This is a genomic window from Thermosyntropha sp. (assembly GCF_017656155.1).
In the GTDB taxonomy this organism is placed as follows: domain Bacteria; phylum Bacillota; class Syntrophomonadia; order Syntrophomonadales; family Syntrophomonadaceae; genus Thermosyntropha.
On sequence record NZ_JACDOH010000001.1, the window covers coordinates 1 to 21626 of the forward strand.

11 protein-coding genes are annotated in these 21626 nt (G+C 39.9%); 10 read left to right on the forward strand and 1 reads right to left on the reverse strand.

What is annotated here, in order from left to right:
• The first annotated feature begins 180 nt into the window (after positions 1 to 180).
• The 7 genes from H0Z36_RS00005 (at position 181) to H0Z36_RS00035 (ending at position 18514) form a co-directional block, all read left to right on the forward strand.
• Positions 181 to 3225 carry a methyl-accepting chemotaxis protein gene (locus H0Z36_RS00005; protein ID WP_296862677.1) on the forward strand — a complete coding sequence of 1015 codons (3045 nt, stop codon included), beginning with the start codon at positions 181 to 183 and terminating at the stop codon, positions 3223 to 3225.
• A 222-nt stretch (positions 3226 to 3447) separates the two neighbouring features.
• On the forward strand, positions 3448 to 4596 hold the full coding sequence (locus H0Z36_RS00010) for an HD domain-containing phosphohydrolase (protein WP_296862678.1): 1149 nt from the start codon (positions 3448 to 3450) through the stop codon (positions 4594 to 4596).
• Between the two features lie 65 nt (positions 4597 to 4661).
• On the forward strand, positions 4662 to 7523 hold the full coding sequence (locus H0Z36_RS00015) for a hypothetical protein (protein WP_296862679.1): 2862 nt from the start codon (positions 4662 to 4664) through the stop codon (positions 7521 to 7523).
• Positions 7524 to 7541: 18 nt separating this feature from the next.
• Entirely contained in the window at positions 7542 to 13787 is a 6246-nt protein-coding gene (locus tag H0Z36_RS00020; RefSeq protein WP_296862680.1) for an IPT/TIG domain-containing protein, read from the forward strand.
• 3 nt (positions 13788 to 13790) lie between these two features.
• Complete coding sequence (locus tag H0Z36_RS00025; protein WP_296862682.1) at positions 13791 to 15485, forward strand: hypothetical protein; 1695 nt, start codon at positions 13791 to 13793, stop codon at positions 15483 to 15485.
• 20 nt (positions 15486 to 15505) lie between these two features.
• Positions 15506 to 17008 (forward strand): S-layer homology domain-containing protein, encoded by a 1503-nt coding sequence (locus tag H0Z36_RS00030; RefSeq protein ID WP_296862684.1) that lies wholly within the window; start codon positions 15506 to 15508, stop codon positions 17006 to 17008.
• 39 nt (positions 17009 to 17047) lie between these two features.
• Positions 17048 to 18514: a M1 family metallopeptidase gene (locus H0Z36_RS00035; RefSeq protein WP_296862686.1), complete on the forward strand. Its 1467-nt coding sequence runs from the start codon at positions 17048 to 17050 to the stop codon at positions 18512 to 18514.
• A 5-nt stretch (positions 18515 to 18519) separates the two neighbouring features.
• On the opposite strand, the gene H0Z36_RS00040 is transcribed toward H0Z36_RS00035, so the two are convergent.
• Positions 18520 to 18882 carry a hypothetical protein gene (locus tag H0Z36_RS00040; RefSeq protein WP_296862687.1) on the reverse strand — a complete coding sequence of 121 codons (363 nt, stop codon included), beginning with the start codon at positions 18880 to 18882 and terminating at the stop codon, positions 18520 to 18522.
• A gap of 119 nt (positions 18883 to 19001) precedes the next feature.
• On the opposite strand from H0Z36_RS00040, the gene argS reads away from it, so the two are divergent.
• Genes argS through H0Z36_RS00055 form a run of 3 tightly spaced genes read left to right on the forward strand, consistent with a single transcriptional unit; the run spans position 19002 to position 21570 of the window.
• On the forward strand, positions 19002 to 20687 hold the full coding sequence (gene argS / locus H0Z36_RS00045; RefSeq protein WP_296862689.1) for an arginine--tRNA ligase: 1686 nt from the start codon (positions 19002 to 19004) through the stop codon (positions 20685 to 20687).
• 14 nt (positions 20688 to 20701) lie between these two features.
• Positions 20702 to 20932 carry a DNA-directed RNA polymerase subunit delta gene (gene rpoE, locus H0Z36_RS00050; RefSeq protein ID WP_296862691.1) on the forward strand — a complete coding sequence of 77 codons (231 nt, stop codon included), beginning with the start codon at positions 20702 to 20704 and terminating at the stop codon, positions 20930 to 20932.
• Positions 20933 to 20934: 2 nt separating this feature from the next.
• Positions 20935 to 21570: an MBL fold metallo-hydrolase gene (locus tag H0Z36_RS00055; RefSeq protein ID WP_296862693.1), complete on the forward strand. Its 636-nt coding sequence runs from the start codon at positions 20935 to 20937 to the stop codon at positions 21568 to 21570.
• The last annotated feature ends 56 nt before the right edge of the window (positions 21571 to 21626 follow it).

Sequence of the window (21626 nt, forward strand, 5' to 3'; positions counted from 1 at the left end):
CGATGGTAGGAATAGATATAAGCACTATAAAACCGGAAGAAAGGATGCAGGATCGCGGTTGGTAGTCATCACGTAATTATAGTTAGCAGGACAGGAGAGGGAACTTGGGGGATTTTTATAGTGGAAAATTAATTTAAATTATTAATCTATGATAAGAGGGGCGATATTTTGGATATTGCTATGAAACGTAAAAATATGTTGATGATTTTCGTGTTGAGTGTATTTTTAACTTTAATTATGATGCTTTTGGGTAGTATATTTTTATGTCATTATGAGGGGAAACTACTTAAAGATTTGCTTGTAATTGCGGTAATTTTGGTATTCCCGATAATTATTCTCAGTAGTATAGCTTTTTATAAGGTTATGAAAAATGTTTTTGAATACATGAACCAAGGGGATAAGAAATGGAAGTATAAAAACATTCCCAGCTGGATGCTTTTTTTAGTTTTGTTCTCCTCTTTTCTTCCTGTTTTTTTGGCTTCATTGTATCTTTTGCTGCAGGGAAAGACTTATTTTTACCAATTTGCCTTCAATTCGCTGTTTAGTTTGATTATAGGCTTTTGCTGTGCCAATCTCTGTGCTTTCTTAACATCAAATTATTTAGTCAAATTGTTGGAAAAATATTTTTCGGTAACAACACCCGTAGAAATGGCGAAAGGATTAGTCGAAGGTTTGCCTGCTTCAGTACAGGGGCTTATTTCTTCTAATCCAGAGGAAACAGTGACGGAGATAGAAAAATTTATAAAATTTATTGCTGAAACCAACCCTTTTATGATGAATGTGTATTTTGCTTTTCGTGAAAATTATATTCCGGGAAAACGCTATCATTGTCCAGGATATATAAGAAAGGGGAACCATTTAGAACCGCTTGAAATTAATTACAATGAATATGATTACTTTAATGCTGCTGATCCTAATATGGATTGGTATCATGGGGCAATAAAAGACCAAGGTTTACATATTACAGATCCTTATTTTGATGAAGGAGCTACTAATAGTTGGACTATATCAGTAACTGTCCCTATTTATGATTCGTCTGGTGATTTTATCGGGGTTGTGGGGGGAGATGTTTTACTTACCCCTGAAGAAGCCGAGGCAATAATTTTTAATCAGGGTAAAGACGGGAGTCGACTTTTAGATTATATAGGTTACTCTATGAAATGGAAATTAACAGGGAATTTTTCCTTTATAATAGTTATTTTAGCGGCTGTAAGTATTTATAATTTCAATTATTCAGCGGCTGATATGGAAGAAGAAGTGTTAGCGAGATGTTCGTTGAGTGCACAGGTTGAGGCGGATAAGAGCTATGCACCTCTAAAAGATGCAATTGGGATAGTAACTTCTATGCCGATAGCAATTGTCAGCCAGATGGGGGATGATCCATTAGAGAATCTGGACAAGTGGAACAGTTACTTACATGATTTGGCCAGTAGTAACAAATTTCTGCTTAATGCTTATGTAGCTTTGAGAGAAAATTATGTACCAGGGGAAAAATATAATTGTTTATTATGGGTGAATGATGGAGCTGAAGCCAAGCGTTTGTATTTAGATTATGCGGATTATGATTATTTTGATGCTGATAATCCTAATATGGCATGGTTTCATGATCCTATAAGACAGGACAGATTAGTCATAAGCAAACCTTACATGGATACGGGAGCTAATAACCAGATGTTGGTATCCATTACTGTCCCGGTAAAAGACCGAGAGGGAAATTTGATTGGTGTGGCTGGTGCGGATATTTCTCTGGATTATTTAAAAAATATGGTTAATGAAGTAGATGTAGGGAAAAAAGGTTTAGTTTTGCTTGTTGATCAAAGTGGGGATATTATAGCAGGTTCGAAAAAAGCGGGATTGCAAGGCAATTTATTTGAACTTTTGGAATCTTCTGGCGACAGCTTGGCTTCAAAGGTTGTCGAATCTTTAAGAGAGGGAAAAGAATTAACGGAAATCAGGAGGTCTGCTGTTAGTGATGAAAATGTTTTTTTAGCTACGGCGAGATTGGGTGATACGGGTTGGCAACTTATATTCCAGTATAATTATATGGAACAAATGAGTGAAATTGTAAAGGCTGCGTATAATACTATTTTTATAATAATCCTTTCTATATTGATAACTTTTCTTATTTCGATGCTTTTCAATCGAGTTATAAATCGAGAAATTTCAGAGCTTACTGCATTATCGTCTGTTTTAGCTGAAGGTGATTTCAGACATAAGGTGGAAAAAACTTTTGGAGATGAGATGCAGTTATTGGCCAATATGCTTAATAATATGGCTGTAAAGCTCGCTTCAGTATTAAAACAGGCCAGTAATGCAGCTAATCACAGTACAGATGTATCTGAACAGATAGCACAGAAGACTTTTAATATTAGGGAAAAAACCCATGAAATAGTATCCGCTACGCAAGAAATATCAGCCGGAATGGAAGAAGCTTCTGCTTCTACTCAGGAAGTGAATGCAGTTGCAGAAAATATAAAGGCTGCTGCTGACTATATAAGCACACAAACCAAGTCAGGGACTGAACAGTTACAACAGGTAAAGAAAAATGCTCAGAATATGAGTGAACAGTCCCTCAAAACCCGCCAGGAAGCATTGGATATGATTAATGAACGCAGTTCCAAACTGGAACAGGCTATCAGAGAAGCAAAAATCATTGAAAAAGTAAAGAGCATGGCTGGACAGATCTCAGGAATAGCTTCGCAGACTAATCTGCTGGCTCTTAATGCAGCTATAGAAGCTGCCCGGGCGGGTGAGCAGGGTAAAGGTTTTGCTGTGGTAGCAGAGGAAATACGCAAATTGGCTGAAGAATCTTCACAAATAGCTGGAGGAATACAGCAGATTATACAGCAAGCAAGTATTTCCGTAGAGGGCTTAATAAATGATTCTTCTTTTATACTGGAGTTTTTAAATGAGCGTATAATTTCTGATTATGATTCGATGGTGCAAACTGCTGATAAATATGAACAGGATGCAGAAGCTGTATTGGTACTTATGGAAAATTTCAACCGTTCTGCGGGTGAATTGGCAGCCTCAATTGAGGAAACTACTAAGGCTATTGAGGAAAATGCATTAGTAGTTTCGCACAGTGCAGCCCGGGCTGCTGAAATAGGAGATGCAGCCGGAGTAGTAGCAGAGATGGTTGATGACCTTAATGAGATTGTTAGAGGCTTAAGTCAGGTAGCAGAGATGTTAAAATCTTCAATTGACCGTTTCAAACTTGAATAAAATAAAATGATAATAATTTTTTATCAATTTGTTTTGGTTAATTGAGAATTTACAGGGAAAACACCGTTTTTAGGATGCTTATCTTTAAAAGCGGTGTTTTATTTTATTTATAATTAACAATATGAAAGTCTTTTGATTTCTTATTTTTTCCTGGAATTTAAGGTAGGATTTTTGTAAGGTGAAGGAGAAAATAAGGGTAGCAAATGGAAAGTGAGGAAAAACATGAAGACGAGAAAGATAGTTTTTGCAGGAGCGGTAGTAACTACTCTGTTGGTGCAATTGGCAGTGGCGTATGAGCTGTCTGTTTTTATTTGGGCAGGAATTATTCTGTTTGGAGGATTAGTTACCACTTACTATATAGCTTTAAACAGTAAATCATCGCAGGAGATAGCAGCGCTTCGAATACTTTTACGGGCTTATAAGGATTTAATATCACTGAATCAGGCTGAAAATGTCAGATATATTTTTGATAAGTGGTTATTGCAATTGGCTGATTGTGAGCAGATGTTTTATTATTCCCGAAGAGAGGAATTATCGGATTTGAATATTGAATTTTTGTATTCAGAATATGAGGAAAGAATAAAGGAAGGCCAGGGATTTGTGATTAACAACCGCAAGGAGCTAAAAAAGGTAAATAAAAATGGGAGGATACATTCGCTGTTGGTTTTACCTTTGCCTAAAGAAGAGAAAATAAGCGATTTTATATGTTTTGTAAACAGCAGTAAAGGATATTTTAGTTCTCATGATGTACAGGTTTTAAAGTGTTGGGTGGATGAAACAGGAAGACATGAAAAATATTTAAAGATAAGGGAAGTTGAGCAGGAGTTTTATCATAATTTGCTGGGCATTTTAATGCTGGCTTTGGAAAAAGGTACTCCTGTGTTTGAGGGGCATGGCAAAAGGGTACAGAAAATTTCACTCCTTCTCGGGCAAAAGTTGGGATTGGATGAAGAGGAAATGAAAGTTTTATCCTGGGCTGCTCTTTTTCATGATATAGGGCGAAACATATCAGAAGAGGGAGAAGAAATTGACCTGCACCCGGTTTATGGGGCGGAGCTTTTTCCGGATGAAGGAATTTTGGGAGAGGTGAAAAAGGCGATACTTTACCATCATGAGAGATATAACGGGAGTGGTTTTCCCGAAGGGCTGGAATATGATGATATTCCTTTTGTTTCCCGCATAATAGCGGTGGCAGATGTTTATGATGCAGTAGTTTACATAAATCGAGAAGGTGAGGAAGTAAATCATGATTTGGGCATGGCAGTGATAAAGAAAGCTACCGGAACCCTTTTTGATCCACTGGTTGTGAGGGCTTTGGAAGAAATAGAGGATGATATGAAAAGGTTCGAGGAAGATGAGATTGAAGAGTAAAGTTAGAGTAGGTTTTAGCCGATAAGATATTAGAGAAATATTTAAGTTTTTAAGGAGCAGGTTTTATGCAGAAAAAGGTTGCAGCAATAGTATTTTTTGTTTTATTTCTATTTTCAATCGTTAATTTTAAAACAGGGGAAGCAAAGGCGGCTTCGGCTGATGAAGTTTTAGCAGAGGCTTTTCCTTATGCTGGGCAGCTTTACTTAAACAGCAAGCATTATAACAGTGACGGCTTTATCCTGCGCGAATTTGGAGGAACTGAATTAATAAGGGACAGTGAAGGCGGACTTCTGAGCAAAGATGTGGTTTTAACCTGGAAAACAGGTGAAGCAACAGTTAATTATGCCGATCTTTTAGCAGCGCAGAAACAGTCAACAACTGAACTGGTTTACGGGTGCCTTTTGCTCAACATGCCATCTAATGTTGTGCCTGCTGACGGGAATTACCGCTTTATAGTAAAAACAGGGGATAATCCGGCTGTTTTTTATACTGATTTGTCCGGAGGAGTTTTTTCTGTTCCTCTTACTCCCGACAGCTCGAAGGCTTACAACCCTTTGACTAATCCTCTTCAGAAATCGATTATTGCCTGGAGGACTTCAACCGGATGGCAAAAGATAGAGATAATGCCGGTCAGTGAAGCTGATGCAGTTTTGACAAGAGCTATGCCCAATTCTGCTTTAGATAAACTGGAGCTTAATGTTGTCCATTATAATCCGACAACCGGCATTTTATATCTTGATGTCAAAGAAGGAACCGGGGAGCTTAAGACTCCTGACGGGGTGGCTCTTAGCAAAGAAGAACTTTTGAGTTTTAGTACCGGCACTTTGATAGTCCGATATGCAGATACTTTGGCTGGGCAGGTTGGAATGGACAAAGATGGAAACACCTGTTACGGCTATCTGCGTCTTGATATGCCTTCAGATATTTCTAAAATAATCTTAAAGACCGGAGATAATGACGCTTTTTTTGATGATGCTTCCGAAGGAATTTTTTATATCCCTCTTACCGAATATCCCGATAAGCCTTATAACTGGCAGACGAATCCCCTCAAAGAGGCGGTTATTGCCTGGCAAAACAGTTCGGGAGCCTGGACTAAGCTTGCTGTTATCCCGTTATCTCAGGCTGAACAGATTTTGAGTAGTGCGGCTTCTTCTAGTGTACCGCTGACACTATCTTCTGTTCTTTATGGCTCTGATGGCAAGCTTTATGCCGATGTTTTAAACAAGAGCGGGACTTTAACGGCTAAAGACGCTCAAACAATTTTGACCAAAGATAATGTTCCTTCCTGGGCAGGAGGTGTTTTAACCCTTAACTATGCGGAAACCTTGGCTGGACAGAATACCGGGCAGGGCTATGGCAAGGTTGGGTTGACCCTTCCCGAAGATGTAATGGCTGATGATGGACGCCCGCGGTTTATTTTAAAACAGGAAGGAAGAGACGCATATTTTTATAATTCGATAGATGATTTAATATGGGTTCCGTTTATTTATAATTCGGCAGAACCCTATCACATGCAGAATAATCCTTTAAAAGAAGCCGTTTTGGCCTGGCGTACGGCAGAAGGCTGGAAAAAGGCAGTTATAAAACCGATTCTTGAATATCGCACACCCATGGTTAAAAATAAATTTCCGTATTCGGAATCTGATAAGTGGTTTGACGAGCAAAGCCTTAATCCGACCCAGATAAATGGCAAAGAAAGGTATTTTGTCGGGGTGGTTTTTGTTGATGAAGATGGGCTTTTAAAGCTGTCAGATGATATTATAAAACGACTTGGGTTTTGTCAGGTAGTATCTTCCGGCGGGAGCCAGGCTTCCGTGGTGGATGAAGAGCTTTTAGATTACATAGATGGTTTAAGTGAAACAGAAAAGAATGATTTTATAAATAAATACATATTTATCCGTGACAGTGTCAAAAAAGAGGTGGTTTTACGACTCCCAATAAAGCAGCTCAGGCCTCAGACTTCTTATCAAATAAGCTTTGCGTCTGATCTGGTATTCTATGAAAATGGCCGTGGAAATGAACCGATAACCTGGACTTTTACCACTATGGCTGTTCCTCAGATAAGTGGGATTTCTACCGGCAGTGTTGGAGAAGATTATGATTCAGCTGAACCTCTGATTATAAAAGGGAATTATTTTTACAGTGACAGTGTTACAGTAAAATTTAATGACATTTCAGCATCGCGGGTTGAAATAGCAGCTGATGCAAACGGTGAAAAATATCTTAAGGTATACCTTCCCTCCGGAAGCAGCCGGCTTAAGGCGGGGATATATGATATTAAGGTAATAAATAACGGTAATGAAAATTACCAGGAAATTTTGGCAGGAAGGCTTAGTGTAGTTCCGGCGGCTGATAAAGAACCTCCGGTAGAAGGTGAATTGATTCAAAATACTTATTACGGAGAAGTTCGTGAGAAGGTAAATAAAAGTGAAGCTGTCCTCACTTTGAAGTCCTCATATTGGGAAAGAAGCTATATATATTTGAACCTTGATGAAATCATGCGGGAAAGTATTGCCGTTCACAGAATAAGGTTTTCCGAAAGAAGTTGGCCTGTAATCTGGGAATTTAAAGTTGACTCTCATCTGGTTAAAGCTGTTTTTAGGGATATGTTGGTTAGTAGTGGAGATGGAGAAGCTGAAATTTTAATTGGAAAAGCTGAACCGGAACTGGTAAGGGTTATAAGCAAAAAGCTTCCTTTAAATAGATTGAGGTCGGAATTTATTGAGATTAATACCGATAATATAAGCTTCAGCGACCTTAATGTGACAATGTTTTTAAACCGTCAGGATGCAGGTGAAATTAAAGTTTTACGCTATGATGAAAGATACCGCCGGCTTTATGAAATACCTTGCCGGGTGGATTATTTAAATGGAGAGGCAGCTTTCAATACCGGTCAGGGCGGAATATTTGTCCTGGTAGAACCGTAAAAAGGGGAGAGGTTAAGGATGACAAGACATCTTAAGAAATGGAAAGCATTTTTGACATTATTTATATTTGCTTTTACCGGGATTATAAGCCCGGTTTTGCCGGCTTACGCCTTTGACCCGGATAATTTTACGGTTGCGGAGATTACCATCGGCAAAACCTATGATCGTGACCGCAACCTTACTGGCAGTTATTTATTGATAAAAGGAACCGACCTGCAGGATGCGGAGGTAGGGGTTATTACCGACGAAGCCGGGTATAAACCTCTCACAAACCGGACAACCAATTCGGACAGTATTTTGCAATTTGAATTTACCGATAATATAAGGATTTCTTCTCTTATAATCGGGACAGGTGAAATAAATATTTCTGAAAGCCAGGGTATGCCTTCTCTTACCGGAATAGACCGTAAAGTCAAGGTTAATTCATCGGTAAACCTTACAGGCACTAATTTAGACCAGCTTGAGGCTAATAATGTGGAAGTAAAGATAAACAATACGATTATTGATAAGAGTGCTATTACGGTTCCTCCCGGACAAACAGAAAATGCTTCCATAGCCATGACTACCGGTGAAACCGGTATGCAGCAGCTTGTCTTTACCAGACAGCAATCCGGGGAATTGAAAGTAGGCGGGGTAGTTCGGTCTAATCCTCAGATAAACATAAAGTACACCTATAAAGACCAGTTCCTGTTAGTTCAGGATTTAGATATTTCTTCTGACCTGGAAATGTTTCCTAATCGGGGAGAAAAAGGTGATACTATCTTTTTCAGAGCTACCAAGCTGGATGATTATGATGTATTTTTTGTCAAAACATTAGACGGAACTGACCCTTATACTACGAATAACCGGGGGCAAAACCCGACTTTCAAGGCAGATGCGGAAGGAAGCCTTGATATTCTTACCGTTCAGGTGCCGGATATTCCTACTGGCGAATATTATGTGGTTTTGACCAATAAGGTTCCTGCCGGAGAGGATCCGATGAAAGCAGTTATAAGTGAATGGGTAGTAAGACAGGATAATTCTGATCCTTCTTCACTGCCGGAGATATTTACGGTAATTGATGCCAGCAACAAAGCTAAGATTTACAGTATTCAGCCTAATGAAGGGCCTGATTCCGGTTCACCGGCAGTTATCTCCGGACAGTTTTTAGGAACCCTTAATATAAATGATTTTACTCTGTATAGCGATGCAGAGGAAAGGACTTTTACTTCAGATAATGGAGAAACTTTAATTCGCAGTTGGCAAAAAACCGGGGGTAATGTAGGTAAATATAAAAACACCATAGATATAAAAGAGGTTACCCGGCAGATCACGGTTATTATCGGCAATAAAGCTACCTTTCAGGAAGTATATAACAATGATACTTATAATTTTACCCAGGACTTGGATCGTTTACCCATCAATGTTCCACAGGTGACTGATGCTGCTACTGAACCGGTTAAAGATGTTATAGTAGAAACTACTACTGTGCTTACTGATACAGCCGGGAATAATTATACATTTAAAGAGCGGGCTGTGCTTGAAAACGGATATACATTTATTCCCAGCATGATTCAGCCTAATATTACTGACATAGTTCCTGATAAAATAGAAGTAATAAAGGAAACCGACGATCAGTATAGGCTGCCTGAGCCGCGGTTGATAGCAATTCATGGGCAGAATTTTATGATTACCCGGTTTGAGAAAGATGGGCAGATAATAACACGTTACCCGGTTATAAGGATAGGGGAAATTGAACTCAACAAAGATATCGAGCCTGAGCTTCAGGTGTATGTTTTAAGCGAAGATGGGCGCATACTTGACGGAAGTAAAGATAATGAGATTGGAACCAAGATTATAACTGTTATTCCCGATAGCAAACGGATTACTTCTACTTCTATCGGTAAAACCTTTGTGGAAGTAGTTAATCCGGTGCGCAATTCGGAGCAGTTGGGACTGCACCATGTAGCGCAGGATCTAGTTGAGTTTGTTCTGGTTCCCGATAATAAAAAGCCGGTAATTGAAAAGGTTACCCCGGATGTAGTTACAATTGACGGCGGAGAAGAAATCATAATAGAAGGTAGCAATTTTGCAGAAGGTGTGAAGGTTTTTATAGATGGGGAAGAAGTGCCGGGGATTGAAAGGCAGGGAGACAGCAAGAAGATAACTTTTACGGCTCCTGAAGGACGGGAAGGGGAAACCCAGCTTCAGGTTATGAACCCGGAAGGCGGTATGGCTACCTGGCCTTTTACATATGTTAAGGCTTATACCAATCCTAAGATTACCGACTTTGCTCCTAAAAAGGGTAATACCGGAACCCTGGTTATGATAAAGGGAGATAATTTCCTTAAGCCTGACCCTACTGCCCGGGAAGATGCCATACTGAAACTGATAGGAACCCGGGTGTTTCTGGAGAATATTGAAGTCAATGAATACAACATAGATGAAACTACGAAGAAGATTACCCTGCAGGATTATAATCCTGCACCCGACAAGGCAGAACCGATATTAGCCATTGTGGAGGGGGCTTTGAAACCTGCTTCATATTACCATGCGCTTATTTTTGAAAGTGCAGGCGGCCAGTTTTTTACTATGAATATCAATGCAAAAGGAGAGACAACTTTAAGCGACGGGGCAGGCACTATTTATACTTTTTATGTTAAAACCGAAAGCGATGGCACACATAAAATAATGGCCAGTAAAGAAGGTGGGGGGATTACCGAAGTCAATGTAATAAATACTGCTTCTTTGGAACTGGTTAGTGAAAATATTACCCTGCAGGCCAAGACCTTATATAAAGTAGAAGATGGGGTAATAACCGGCTGCCGGGTTAAGGTGATGGATATCAATACTATATTATTTACGGTTCCAATATTAGAGGCAGATGGCTATTATGATGTTACTGTTATGAATCCGGATACCAGAAAAGACAGCAAAAAAGACCAGGCCGGCTTTTACTATTATACTCAACCCCAATCTAAGCCGCATATAACCGAGATTAATCCGAGTGAAGGGTCGGTAAATGGAGGGTATGATGTTGAAATAATAGGAAGTGACTTTATTGATAATGGAAGTGAGAAGACCCGGGTATATGTAAATGGAATGGAAGTAAAGACGGAAGATGTAAGTATTAATTCGACTGGTACGCTGATAACATTTAAAATGCCGGCTTATCCTGGAGACCTCAGAGAAGATAAAGGGACTGACCGGCTGGCAGTTCCGATAGTGGTAGTAAATCCGGACGGGGGAACTGACAGCAGGGAAGAAGGATTTATTTATGTGGTTCCTAGAAGTTATCCTTCTATAACTAAAATCGTTCCGGCCAAAGGGAGCGCCGCCGGCAATGATGTGGTGGAAATCACCGGAAGCGATTTCAGGTATTTTGAGCCTTATGATGATATTAACCGGAATCAGCTGTGGGATGAAGGAGAGCCTTATAATGATTTAAACGGCAACGGCACCTGGGACAGTATAACCCAAAACAGCAGCAAAGCGGAACCGGTATCTCTTAATCATCCCCAGTACAGCTATTATTTCAATTCCCCGATTTTGCCCCGGGTATATTTTGGTGATGAAATGGCAAAGATTGTGGAGTTTGACCGGGGATACATTAAAGTTATAACTCCGCCCGCAAAAGCCGGACAGGTCGATGTATATATTGTCAACAACGATTCCGGGGTATCAAATAAGGTTAAATTTACCTATGAAGGTTCCAATCCTTCTATAACTAAGATTGTGCCGGATGAAGGGCGCAAACAGGGACGGGAAAATATTGAGATTTATGGTTCAGGTTTTGTAAATAGCAGTATTCAGATATACAGAGACGGTGTATTGATAAACCGCCAGATGCCTTTAGTTCGCTTTAGCGATATTTCCAATGAAAATATACCTAGAGAACAGCCTGATTCTGGGAGAATAGACAGCGGAAGGGCTACGGTAAATTTAGATGGCGGGCTTAAAGTGGAATACAGGGCGGCAGGGGCTTTAGCCAACCTTACGGTAAGCATAACCGAGAATGATGTGATTTATGAAAGGACTATCGATGGATATGATGGGACGGTTAAATTTATTGATGTAGAAAGTTTAATTTCAACTAAAGATGGAATAACCCGCTATACCGGATATGAGCTGATAAAGATAAGGGTGGAAGACCGCCGGCTCATAGTAGAAAGAGGTTATTCGCCGGAAGCCCAGCTTATCCGTTCAACTCAGCTTACGGTTAAAACTCCTTCTTACTATACGGTAGGGCAGGTTCCGGTTGTTATTTGCAACCCGGATGGAGGAACGGCGAGCGGCAGCTTTACCTATAAGAATCCCGACAGCAAGCCGAAGATTATAAATATTACCCGGGATGGGAAAAATCCCGAAGATGTAACAGTTGATGGAGAAAATATAAAAGTTTTGAATATTAACTACAAAGCTAAAAGCCTGATAACCATTTTAGGTGAGGATTTCCGGGAAAATGCCAAGGTTTTAATCGGAGATTTTATGACTATATCTCCTCAGGATATTGTTTATACCTTACCAGGGAAGCTGAGCTTCAATCTGCCGGTTGTGGAGGAGAGCCGGATAGGTAAGCTTTACCGGGTGGTAGTGGTGAATGAAGATGGGGGAACGGCAGCTTCAGATGATATGCCTTTCGGGCAAAAGCCTATTTATATTCAGTTTACCAAGGGAGAAACTACACCCCTGCTCAATAAGGCTGAACCTTTAAAAGGGCCGGCTATCGGAGGAACTGTGGTAAAAATTGAAGGAAATGATTTCCGGGCTAATATGGAAGGCTATGAAGGCAAGACATTTAAGGTTTTCTTTGGCGGAAAGGAAGCCGCCGAAGTTCAGGTGGTAGACTATAAGACGGTTTATGCCGTAACTCCGGATAATGTTCCCGGCAAACACATCATTAAAATCGAGAATCCCGACGGAGAAACAGCTGAGCTTAAAGATGGCTTTGAATATATAAGTGTTCCCAAGATAACAGCGGTTGTTTCTGCTTCTGATCCTGCTGAAAATAGCCGGGTTCGGGAAATTTCTACCGACGGCGGGCAGGAAATAAAGATTAAAGGTTCAGATTTTATGCCGGGAGCCAAAGTAGTTTTTGCTCCTTTGATAAAAACGGCTTCTGCTGATGAAGCAGATATATATAAAGTAAAAGATGAAACTAAGGAGTTCGCCGGGGCTAAAATTACCAGCAAAGAACTGGATTATTATGTCTTAGAGTCAGGAACTGATGCAGCGGAAGTGAATTTTATCGACAGCGAAACTTTGACGGTTAAGGTTCCTAAAGGCAAGCTGGATGCTAAAGGTGTAATTGTTATAAATCCGGATAAGGGTGGCAGTGATATCTATGAAGATTTGACATACACTTTACCTGAGATAAGTGCGCCTTTGGGAGTAACGGCGGAAATAATAGAAGATAAATATAACGATTCCGACTTTTATATAAAGGTTAACTGGAACAAGGTGGAAGGTGCTTCTCAATATGAGGTTTATGTGATAAGAGAAGATAAAACCCCGGAATTTGCCGGTTCAACTGATTTTACCTCCTTTATCTACAAAGATTTAGAACCGTACACCAGCTATAAATTCGTAGTTACTGCGGTAGGCAACTTTGGCTCTTCGAAATACTCGGCTTCCAGCAATGAAGTTATAACTGGAAGCAAGGTAGGAAAGGCAGATGAAGACGGCGCTTTAGGAGAAAAAACCGAGATAAAAAGACAGGGGCAAACAGTAAATGTCGCCATTGGAACGAGCGACTTTGAATGGAATAATCTGTTGATTGATTTAACCAGGGGAGAGCTTGCCGGAGCCAAAAAAGTGGTTATAAGCATTCCGGCCTGGGTGGCAGCTGATTCTTATGCAAAGGATGTTGAAATAAGAGGCAGCAGCTTTACAGTTAAATTCAACCCCCGGATTTTTAGAACAAAACGGATTCTTGAAAACAGCAACCGAAGTGATGCGGGAGTAAAACTTACTTTTGAGCAGAACAGTTCCTTCCCCGGAATTAGCCGGGGTGGGCAGCTGTCTGAAATATTAGAGCTTAAAGCTGAATTTTTCAGAGAAAGCGAAATAACAAGCCTTGATTATCTGGCATCTAATATGTCGATTATACTCGATTATGATCTGGCTAAAGCTGGTATGCGCAGGTTTAACCGGGTTTATATAGCAAGATATGATATAAACAAAGGAACCTGGGAACAGGTAGGAAGGGAACAGTATGTGACAGGAAGCATTGGAGAAAGCATAAACCGGCTGGGCAGTTATGCAGTTGCAGGAAGCAGGAGGTAGCTTATGTTAAAGAAATATTTGAGCTTTATTATGGCAGTTATAATTCTTCTTTCTTTTCCCGGAACGGGCAAAGGGGCGGAAAATCCCTTCATCCAGGGGTATATTGAAGGGTACCTGGCAGGCATCAGCCTGCCGGAACCCGATAAAGATGGTCAGCTTGCCAGCAGTGGGAGCATAACGGTTGAAACTTATGATGGGGAAATGTTCAACATAAGTCTTAGTCCGAAATTTTCAGCCAGCATTGACAGGCGTCCGGCTAAAATTACTGATTTTAAGGCAGGAATAGAGGTTTATGCTAGAATTGTCGACAAGCAGGTTGTCCTTTTAGAAGGCTATTCTGTTGCGGGGACCAGTTATATATCTCCGGGAAGCAAAATTCGGAGGGGCATGATTTCTGGAATAGAAAATGACCAGCTTATATTAAAGGATTATGCAGGGGCTAAAGAGATTTATTATATTTCGCCGGCTACTTTGATAATGAAGAGAGGGAAGGTTATTACTCCCGACCTTTTGTATGCCGGGGATAAAGTGAAGCTTTATTTTGATGAGATTAATTCAAGCATGATAAGCCGATTAGAAGTAGAAGGGGATTCTGTTCTGGTAAACAATCTTTACAAGGGGAAACTTAAAACAGCTGATTTTAAAGGAGAAAAGCTGGTTTTAAGCGATGTTTTCATATGGCGCAACGGCAGGTGGCAGACTCAGTCCGGGCTGCTTTATTTGCCTTACAGCACGGGGATAGCTCCTTTTATCGGGGGACAGAAGATAAATGAGGCCAAACTTTCTTATTATCAGGGAAAAGATGTATATGTGATAACTAAAAATATACTGGGAAGGGAGACAGCGGAGCGGATTTTTTTGAAGAACCAGTATGAAACGGTGGTTGCGGATAAAGTCCTTGATATAAACTGGTATGTGGATAAGTTTGAACTAAAAAACAAGAGCAACTTCGCCGTTCATGAGGGAAGTGCAGTTATAAAAGACGGCAGACTGCAGGATAAGATGACTTTATCATCCGGCGATGATGTCCTGGTAATAGCAGATGGCAGAGGCATAAACAGGCTGGCTAATATAATTTATATTTATAATCAGGGGATTAATAATTCCAGTTTAGGCCAGCACTACCTGTATGTCGGAAGGTTGGAGCAGGTGGCAGAGTATAAAATATGGCTTAAAGATTATTTTCTCCTGGCCGGGAACAGCTGGGAATCATATACCGGGGTTAAGGAGCTTTATTATGATAATGATAGTTTTTTCTATGATGCTAAAAAGAAGAGTTTAATATCAAGTGAAGAGTTTTTAGCCGGAGATTATGCGGTAGATGAAGATAGTGAACGGGTTAAAGAAGAAGGACTTAAGGATTGGTATGCCTATATTTGGACTGATGGGGATAGGGCATCGTCCCTGCTATTACAGGAAGATATGGATTCTTTGCTTAGACAGAGAGTAACTGGTGGAATAATAGCAGAAATTGAAAATGATGAGGCGGCGGGGTGGACAATTCAAATCAGGGAACCGGTTGACTGGAGCGGGGTTAAGGAACAGTGGATGCCGAAAACTGCCAATCTGCGGGTGAATGTGGATAAAGCCATGATTATAAAAGACAACTGCTTAATCCTGCCGGAAGAACTTAAAACCGGGGACAGGCTTTATATAGTCCGTGATGATTTTTATGCCAAAGTAGTTATAGTAAAATAAAAAATTGGGGAGTAAGGGTTATGAGAACAAAAAAGTTTTTAGCATTTGTTTTAGTTTTTTCTCTGATATGGGGGATAAATTATCCGGCATGGGCAGCTATGCCTGACATTACAGGCGGAATTAATAATGAATACGAATATGAAGAGATAGTCTTTATATCTGGAGAGCCGATTAAGTTTATCGGCAAATTCAGTGTGAGAACTAAAGAAAAGGATGATGAGGCTACTGTTCGCTATAAGCTGGATTTGAGGCCGGAAGACAGCAGCATTAAAGGAAAGCTGAGCCGTCAGGTTACTTATGAGATAAGCTATGACCGCCGCACTGATAAAGGGCAGACGATTGCTACAATTGAGGTGGCTTCTTTTAAAGAATCTATTGATTTGGGTAAAGACAAATATAAGCTGGAAGATTATCAGTTTTCAGCTTCTGACGTGATTGATAACAGGCCGGCTTCAGATTTTTATTCCGGAACAATAACTGCGCGCAAATATTATACCATTAATAAAGACGAAGGAACGGTGATTGTAGAAATAAATGGAGGAAGGGTGGGGTATTCGAATTTCTGGGGGAGCACTTTAACCCAGATTGTGGAACAGGTTATAAGCGTAAACCGCCAGATTACAACTGAGGATGAGGAAACAGAAAATGTTTCCTGGAAAGGAACAGTAAAGATAGATATTTCTGACAGCATGCGCAAATCCTTGAAGTATGAGGAAAATAAAGCTGATTTTGCCAGCTTCAGCGGAGGACATATGCGGATAACTAATCAAGAGATGTATTCGCGTTATGAATATGACCTGCCTTATGTTAGAGATGGGAAAATAGATGACGGCAGGCGCAACAGGGGGGAAGTTGAGCTTTCCAAATCTATGGTTCCCAAAATTGAAAGGCTTATTGTGCCTAAATTTTATGATACCAGAGGTCACTGGGCACAGGAGAGCATAGAGAAGCTTTATTCTTTAGATGTTTTTACTGATGATTCTTCATTTTTTGTTCCAGATGCTCCCATGACCAGGGTGGAATTTGCCCGGGCAGTTATAAAGGCATGTGATATAAGGGTCGATTCTGAGAAAAAGAAAAGGGTGAGCGTGCGCAATAAACAGCCGGAAGTTTCTTTGTTTGAGGATATGGATGTGGAAAGTGATGATTATAAATATGTAAAAAGTGCTTTTGAAAAGGGAATTATGAGCGGCGTAGCTCCTGACCTGTTTGGCCCTAAAGATAAGCTTACCCGTGCTCAGGCGGTTACTATCCTTATACGAGCTTTAGGTTTTGAACATAAAGCTCCTACGCCGGGATTTTTTACTTCATTTGTGGATGATGAAAAAATTCCGGATTGGGCTAAAGACAGCGTGTATGTTGCCAGGGAAATTAACCTGATAAGCGGAGATACCGGTGGAAGGTTTAATCCGGATAAGGTGATGACCCGGGCAGAAGCTGCTGCGATGCTGGTGAAGTTTTTGGAATTTATGGAAAAAGACTTACAGAAGAATTACCGGGAAGAGATAATCCTTTATAGATAATTTTTTGGGGTGAGATATAAGAAAGCCAGGTGAGGACGATTGCGGGGCAGTAAATTTTATATTACCGCTTTAATATTAGGGATTATTTGTGCTGCCTTTGTTATTTATTTTAGAGAGATTGTGCCCCCGGCAAAAGAGACAGCAGTTTTTGCTTTTACAGAAGAAGATGAGGAAAGTTTGCTTTTTCCTGCCCCGGATAAGACTTTGTATCAAATGGATTTGTATTTTGATGTAAACGAGCGGATGCTTTACGGCAAATCTATTATTACTACGATTAATACTTCTGGGCAGGATCTTAATGATTTGTGGTTTACGGTTTATCCTAATGCCTTTGTTAAAAAAGATAAAACTCCAGCTCCTGAAGAGGCATATTATAATGGATTTGATAAAGGTTGGCTTAAGGTATCAAAGATGAAAGTTAACGGGAAAAGAGTTGTTTTTCTTGATAAAGGGGTTAATCTGGAAGTTATTCTTTTTGAAAAGATAAATAAGGGAGCTGATATAAAGATTGAAATAGAATGGCAGGCTAAAATTCCATATCTTGCGTACCGGTATGGCAGCAGAAATGGAGTTTTTATTTTAAGCAATTTTTATCCGGCTTTAAATGTTTTAACTGAAGAAGGCTGGCTCAAGGCAGAAAATGTTTCTTTTGGAGATCCCTTTACTTTTCACAGTGCCAGCTATATTGTAAATTTAAATATTCCCGAAGCATATGATGTTGTTTCAAATGGCTCTAAAACAGCCCGAACGCCGGAAGATAACGGGCGTCAGGGATATGTTATCAAGGCGCAAAATGTGCGTGACTTTTCAATGGTCTTAATGTATCATTACAAAGAGTTTGGAATTAAAACAGAAAATGGATATATAAGGCTTTATATTCCGGACAGTTATAAAGAAAAAGCGGTAAATATATTAAGAGAAGCTGCATCAATATTAAACTTTTTTTCAAAAGCTTTTAGTCCTTATCCTTATCGGGATTTTAAAATTGTTTTTGTGCCGATGCAGGGATTTGAAGGGATGGAATATTCAGGTCTTATATTTTTGAAGGAAGATTTCCTGAAACCTGATTTGCCTGCTGAACGCTTAAGTTTCATTATGGCTCATGAAATAGCCCATCAATGGTGGTATAGCCTGGTGGGGAATGATCAGATAAGAGAACCCTGGCTCGATGAAGGATTAGCTAATTATAGTGCTTCTAAGTATCAGGAGAAAGTAAAAGGGAAAAAACATTCTGAAAAGAATATAAAAGGGGTTAATCTTGCTCGCGGACTTAAAGATATGTATTCACGGCAGGACTATTATCAGACTGCGTATTATGGGGGAGAATCATTCTGGTGGGGATTAGAAGGAATACTGGGCGAAGATAATGTTTTCAAAATACTGCGCCACTATCTTGCCCAGTATAAATATGATATTGCTTCTACCGAGGATCTGTTATACATTATTAAACTGGAATCAGAAAAGGATCTTTCTTATTATTTTGCCAGATGGTTTAAGAAAGAATAGTTTATCTATACAGAAGCCCCGTATTCTTTTAAGATATTTACGGCACTATTTGCTTTTTCGTTTTCTGTTACTACGGTTACCATATAAGAGTATCCTCCCGGGAGGTCAAAGTCTGCGGAGATTCCGCTTACCGTGGGGTCAGCGGCTAAGAGAGCACCAAGTGAGCGATCATAATCGGTGTTACCGATAACCATAGAAGAGATACTGGTACTTGATCCTCTGCCTGGACTGCTGCCGGGAAACCGGGATATACTGTCAAGCTGAACATCAGTATATCCTTCCGCTTTAAGTTTTTCAACGGCCATTCTGGCACTATTATCATCAGCAAAATAAGCTAATATTGATCTTTGTCCTGGTTTTAGCTGCATATTTTGACTCCTTTCTGTTTTTCAGGTAATTTTATTTTGTCCACTAAGAAGGTTTTTTATAAGTTTTGCCATTTTTGTGACATAATATATAGGGGAAAAATAAAATAGGAGGATGTTTGATGAATCCGATACAGGAGCTTAAAAATTTTTTAGAGAATACAGTGAAAGATGCCCTGGTTAAAGCTAAGGATGAGGGACTTATAAATTATGAGAATATCCCTGATTTTGTAATTGAGGTTCCGCGGGAAAAAGAACATGGAGATTTTGCCTGCAATGTGGCCATGCTTTTAGCCCGTCAGGCGCGTATGGCACCGCGTAAGATTGCGGAAATTATTGTTGAGAAGATGGATTTGTCGAAGGTGAGTTTTATAAATAAAGTGGAAGTAGCTGGTGCCGGGTTTATTAACTTCTTTTTATCTGTGGAATGGCTTTATGATGTTCCCCTTCTGGTCCAAAAAATGGGAGAAAGGTATGGCTATAATGGAGAAAAAGGGGAAAAGGTGCAGGTAGAATTTGTGAGCGCCAATCCCACTGGCAATCTGCATATGGGAAATGCAAGGGGAGGTGCATTAGGCGATACCCTGGCTAATGTTCTGGAATTGGCTGGATATAAGGTGGAACGGGAATTTTATATAAATGATGCCGGAAATCAGATTGAAATTTTTGGGGATTCTCTGGAAGCCAGATACCTGCAACTTACCGGACATGATGTGCCTTTCCCGGAGAACGGATATGCAGGGCAAGATGTAGTTGAAACAGTTAAAAATATAATTGTTCATTATGGCGATAGTTTACTGAATTTACCAGCGGAAGAAAGAAGAAAAATTTTAGTCGAATATGCTTTAAATGAAAAAATAACTTATATAAGACGGTCACTTGAAAATTTTGGGATAGTATATGATGTTTGGTTCAGTGAAAAGACTTTGCATGAAAGTGGCAAAGTAAAGGAAGTAATAGATTATCTTAAAGAGCAGGGATATGTTTATGAAAAAGATGGGGCATTGTGGTTTAAGTCTACTTTGTTCGGGGATGAAAAAGATGAGGTTGTAATGCGTTCTAATGGCCTGCCGACTTATTTTGCAGCAGATATTGCTTATCACAAGGATAAGTTTGAAAGAGGGTTTGATTGGGTTATTAATATCTGGGGAGCTGACCATCATGGGCATGTAGCCCGTATGAAAGGGGCGATGAAAGCCTTAGGATACGACCCTGATCGCCTTGATATATTGCTTATGCAGCTGGTGCGCCTGTATCGAGGGGGCAATATTGTCCGAATGTCCAAGAGAACCGGAACTACTGTGACTTTGGATGAATTGATTGAAGAAGTAGGCAAAGATGCTGCTAGATTCTTTTTTGTCATGCGTAGCCCGGACAGCCATTTGGATTTTGATTTAGAACTTGCTAAAAAACAAAGTCAGGATAATCCAGTATATTATGTTCAGTATGCCCATGCCCGTATATGCAGTATTTTCAGACAGGCAGAAACATTAGGCATTAAACTTCCGCCATTAGAAGAAATTGATCCTAAAAAGCTTAAAGAAGCGGAAGAGTTGGAGCTTTTGCGTAAAATTGCGGATTTCCCGGAGGAAATAAATATTGCAGCCCGAAGTATGGCGCCCCACCGCATAGCCAGATATGTCTTAGATTTGGCAGCTCTTTTCCATAGCTTTTACAACAGTCACCGGGTGTTAAACCATGAAGATAAAGCATTGCAGGATGCCAGGCTTTTACTCATGGATATAACCCGTATTACTCTAAAAAATGCTTTGACTGTTCTGGGAGTCAGTGCTCCAGAACAGATGTAGGAGGGATGTTTGCGGTGCAGAGAAAGAAAAGTGAAACTGATTTGGCAGTAGATATTTTAATGGAAAATAAAGAGCCTATGTATTATAGGGATTTACTTAAAGAGATCGCCTTGAGGATGAATAAAAATGATGATCCGGAAACTATCACCTCTATTTATACAAGGCTTAATTTAGACAACCGTTTAGATTACCAGGGGGATGGGTACTGGTTTTATGATACCAGCCGCGTGCGCAGGGAGGATTAAACATGAAGATAAGATGGTTGGGACATGCTTCATTTTTGATAGAAACTGAAGGGAAGAAGATAATTACCGACCCTTTTGAAGAAAGGGTAGGATACCCTTTATATGAAGGCGAAGTTGATATTGCTACGGTAAGCCATGACCATTATGATCATAATGCTGTACATCTTCTTAAAGGGAATCCGGTAGCTGTAAAAGGTACAGGTTTTTTTGAGTTTGGAAACATAAAAATAACCGGATACCTTTCTTATCATGATAAAAACGAAGGTAAAGACCGGGGAGAAAATATTATATATAAGATCTCTGCCGAAGGTATTGATGTGCTTCATTTGGGAGACTTGGGGCATGTGCTGGACGATAATTTTGTCTCCCAAATCGGCAAGGTCGATATTCTTTTAGTCCCGGTGGGAGGAACTTTTACCATAGATGCGGAGGAAGCCTTTATTTTGGCTCAAAAAATAAAACCGGCGATAATTATTCCCATGCATTTTGCTACTCCGGCACTTACTTTTACTTTATTACCGGTAGAGGCTTTTACCAGCAAATTTGATTATACAGTTAAAAAACATTATTTAGATTTAACCAGAGAAGATCTAAATAATACCAGAGGAGAAGTTATAGTTCTTGACTATACATTTTAGTTGATTTTAGAAAATAAAGAAGGTAAAATTCTAAAGGATTTGCAAGCTAGAAAGCG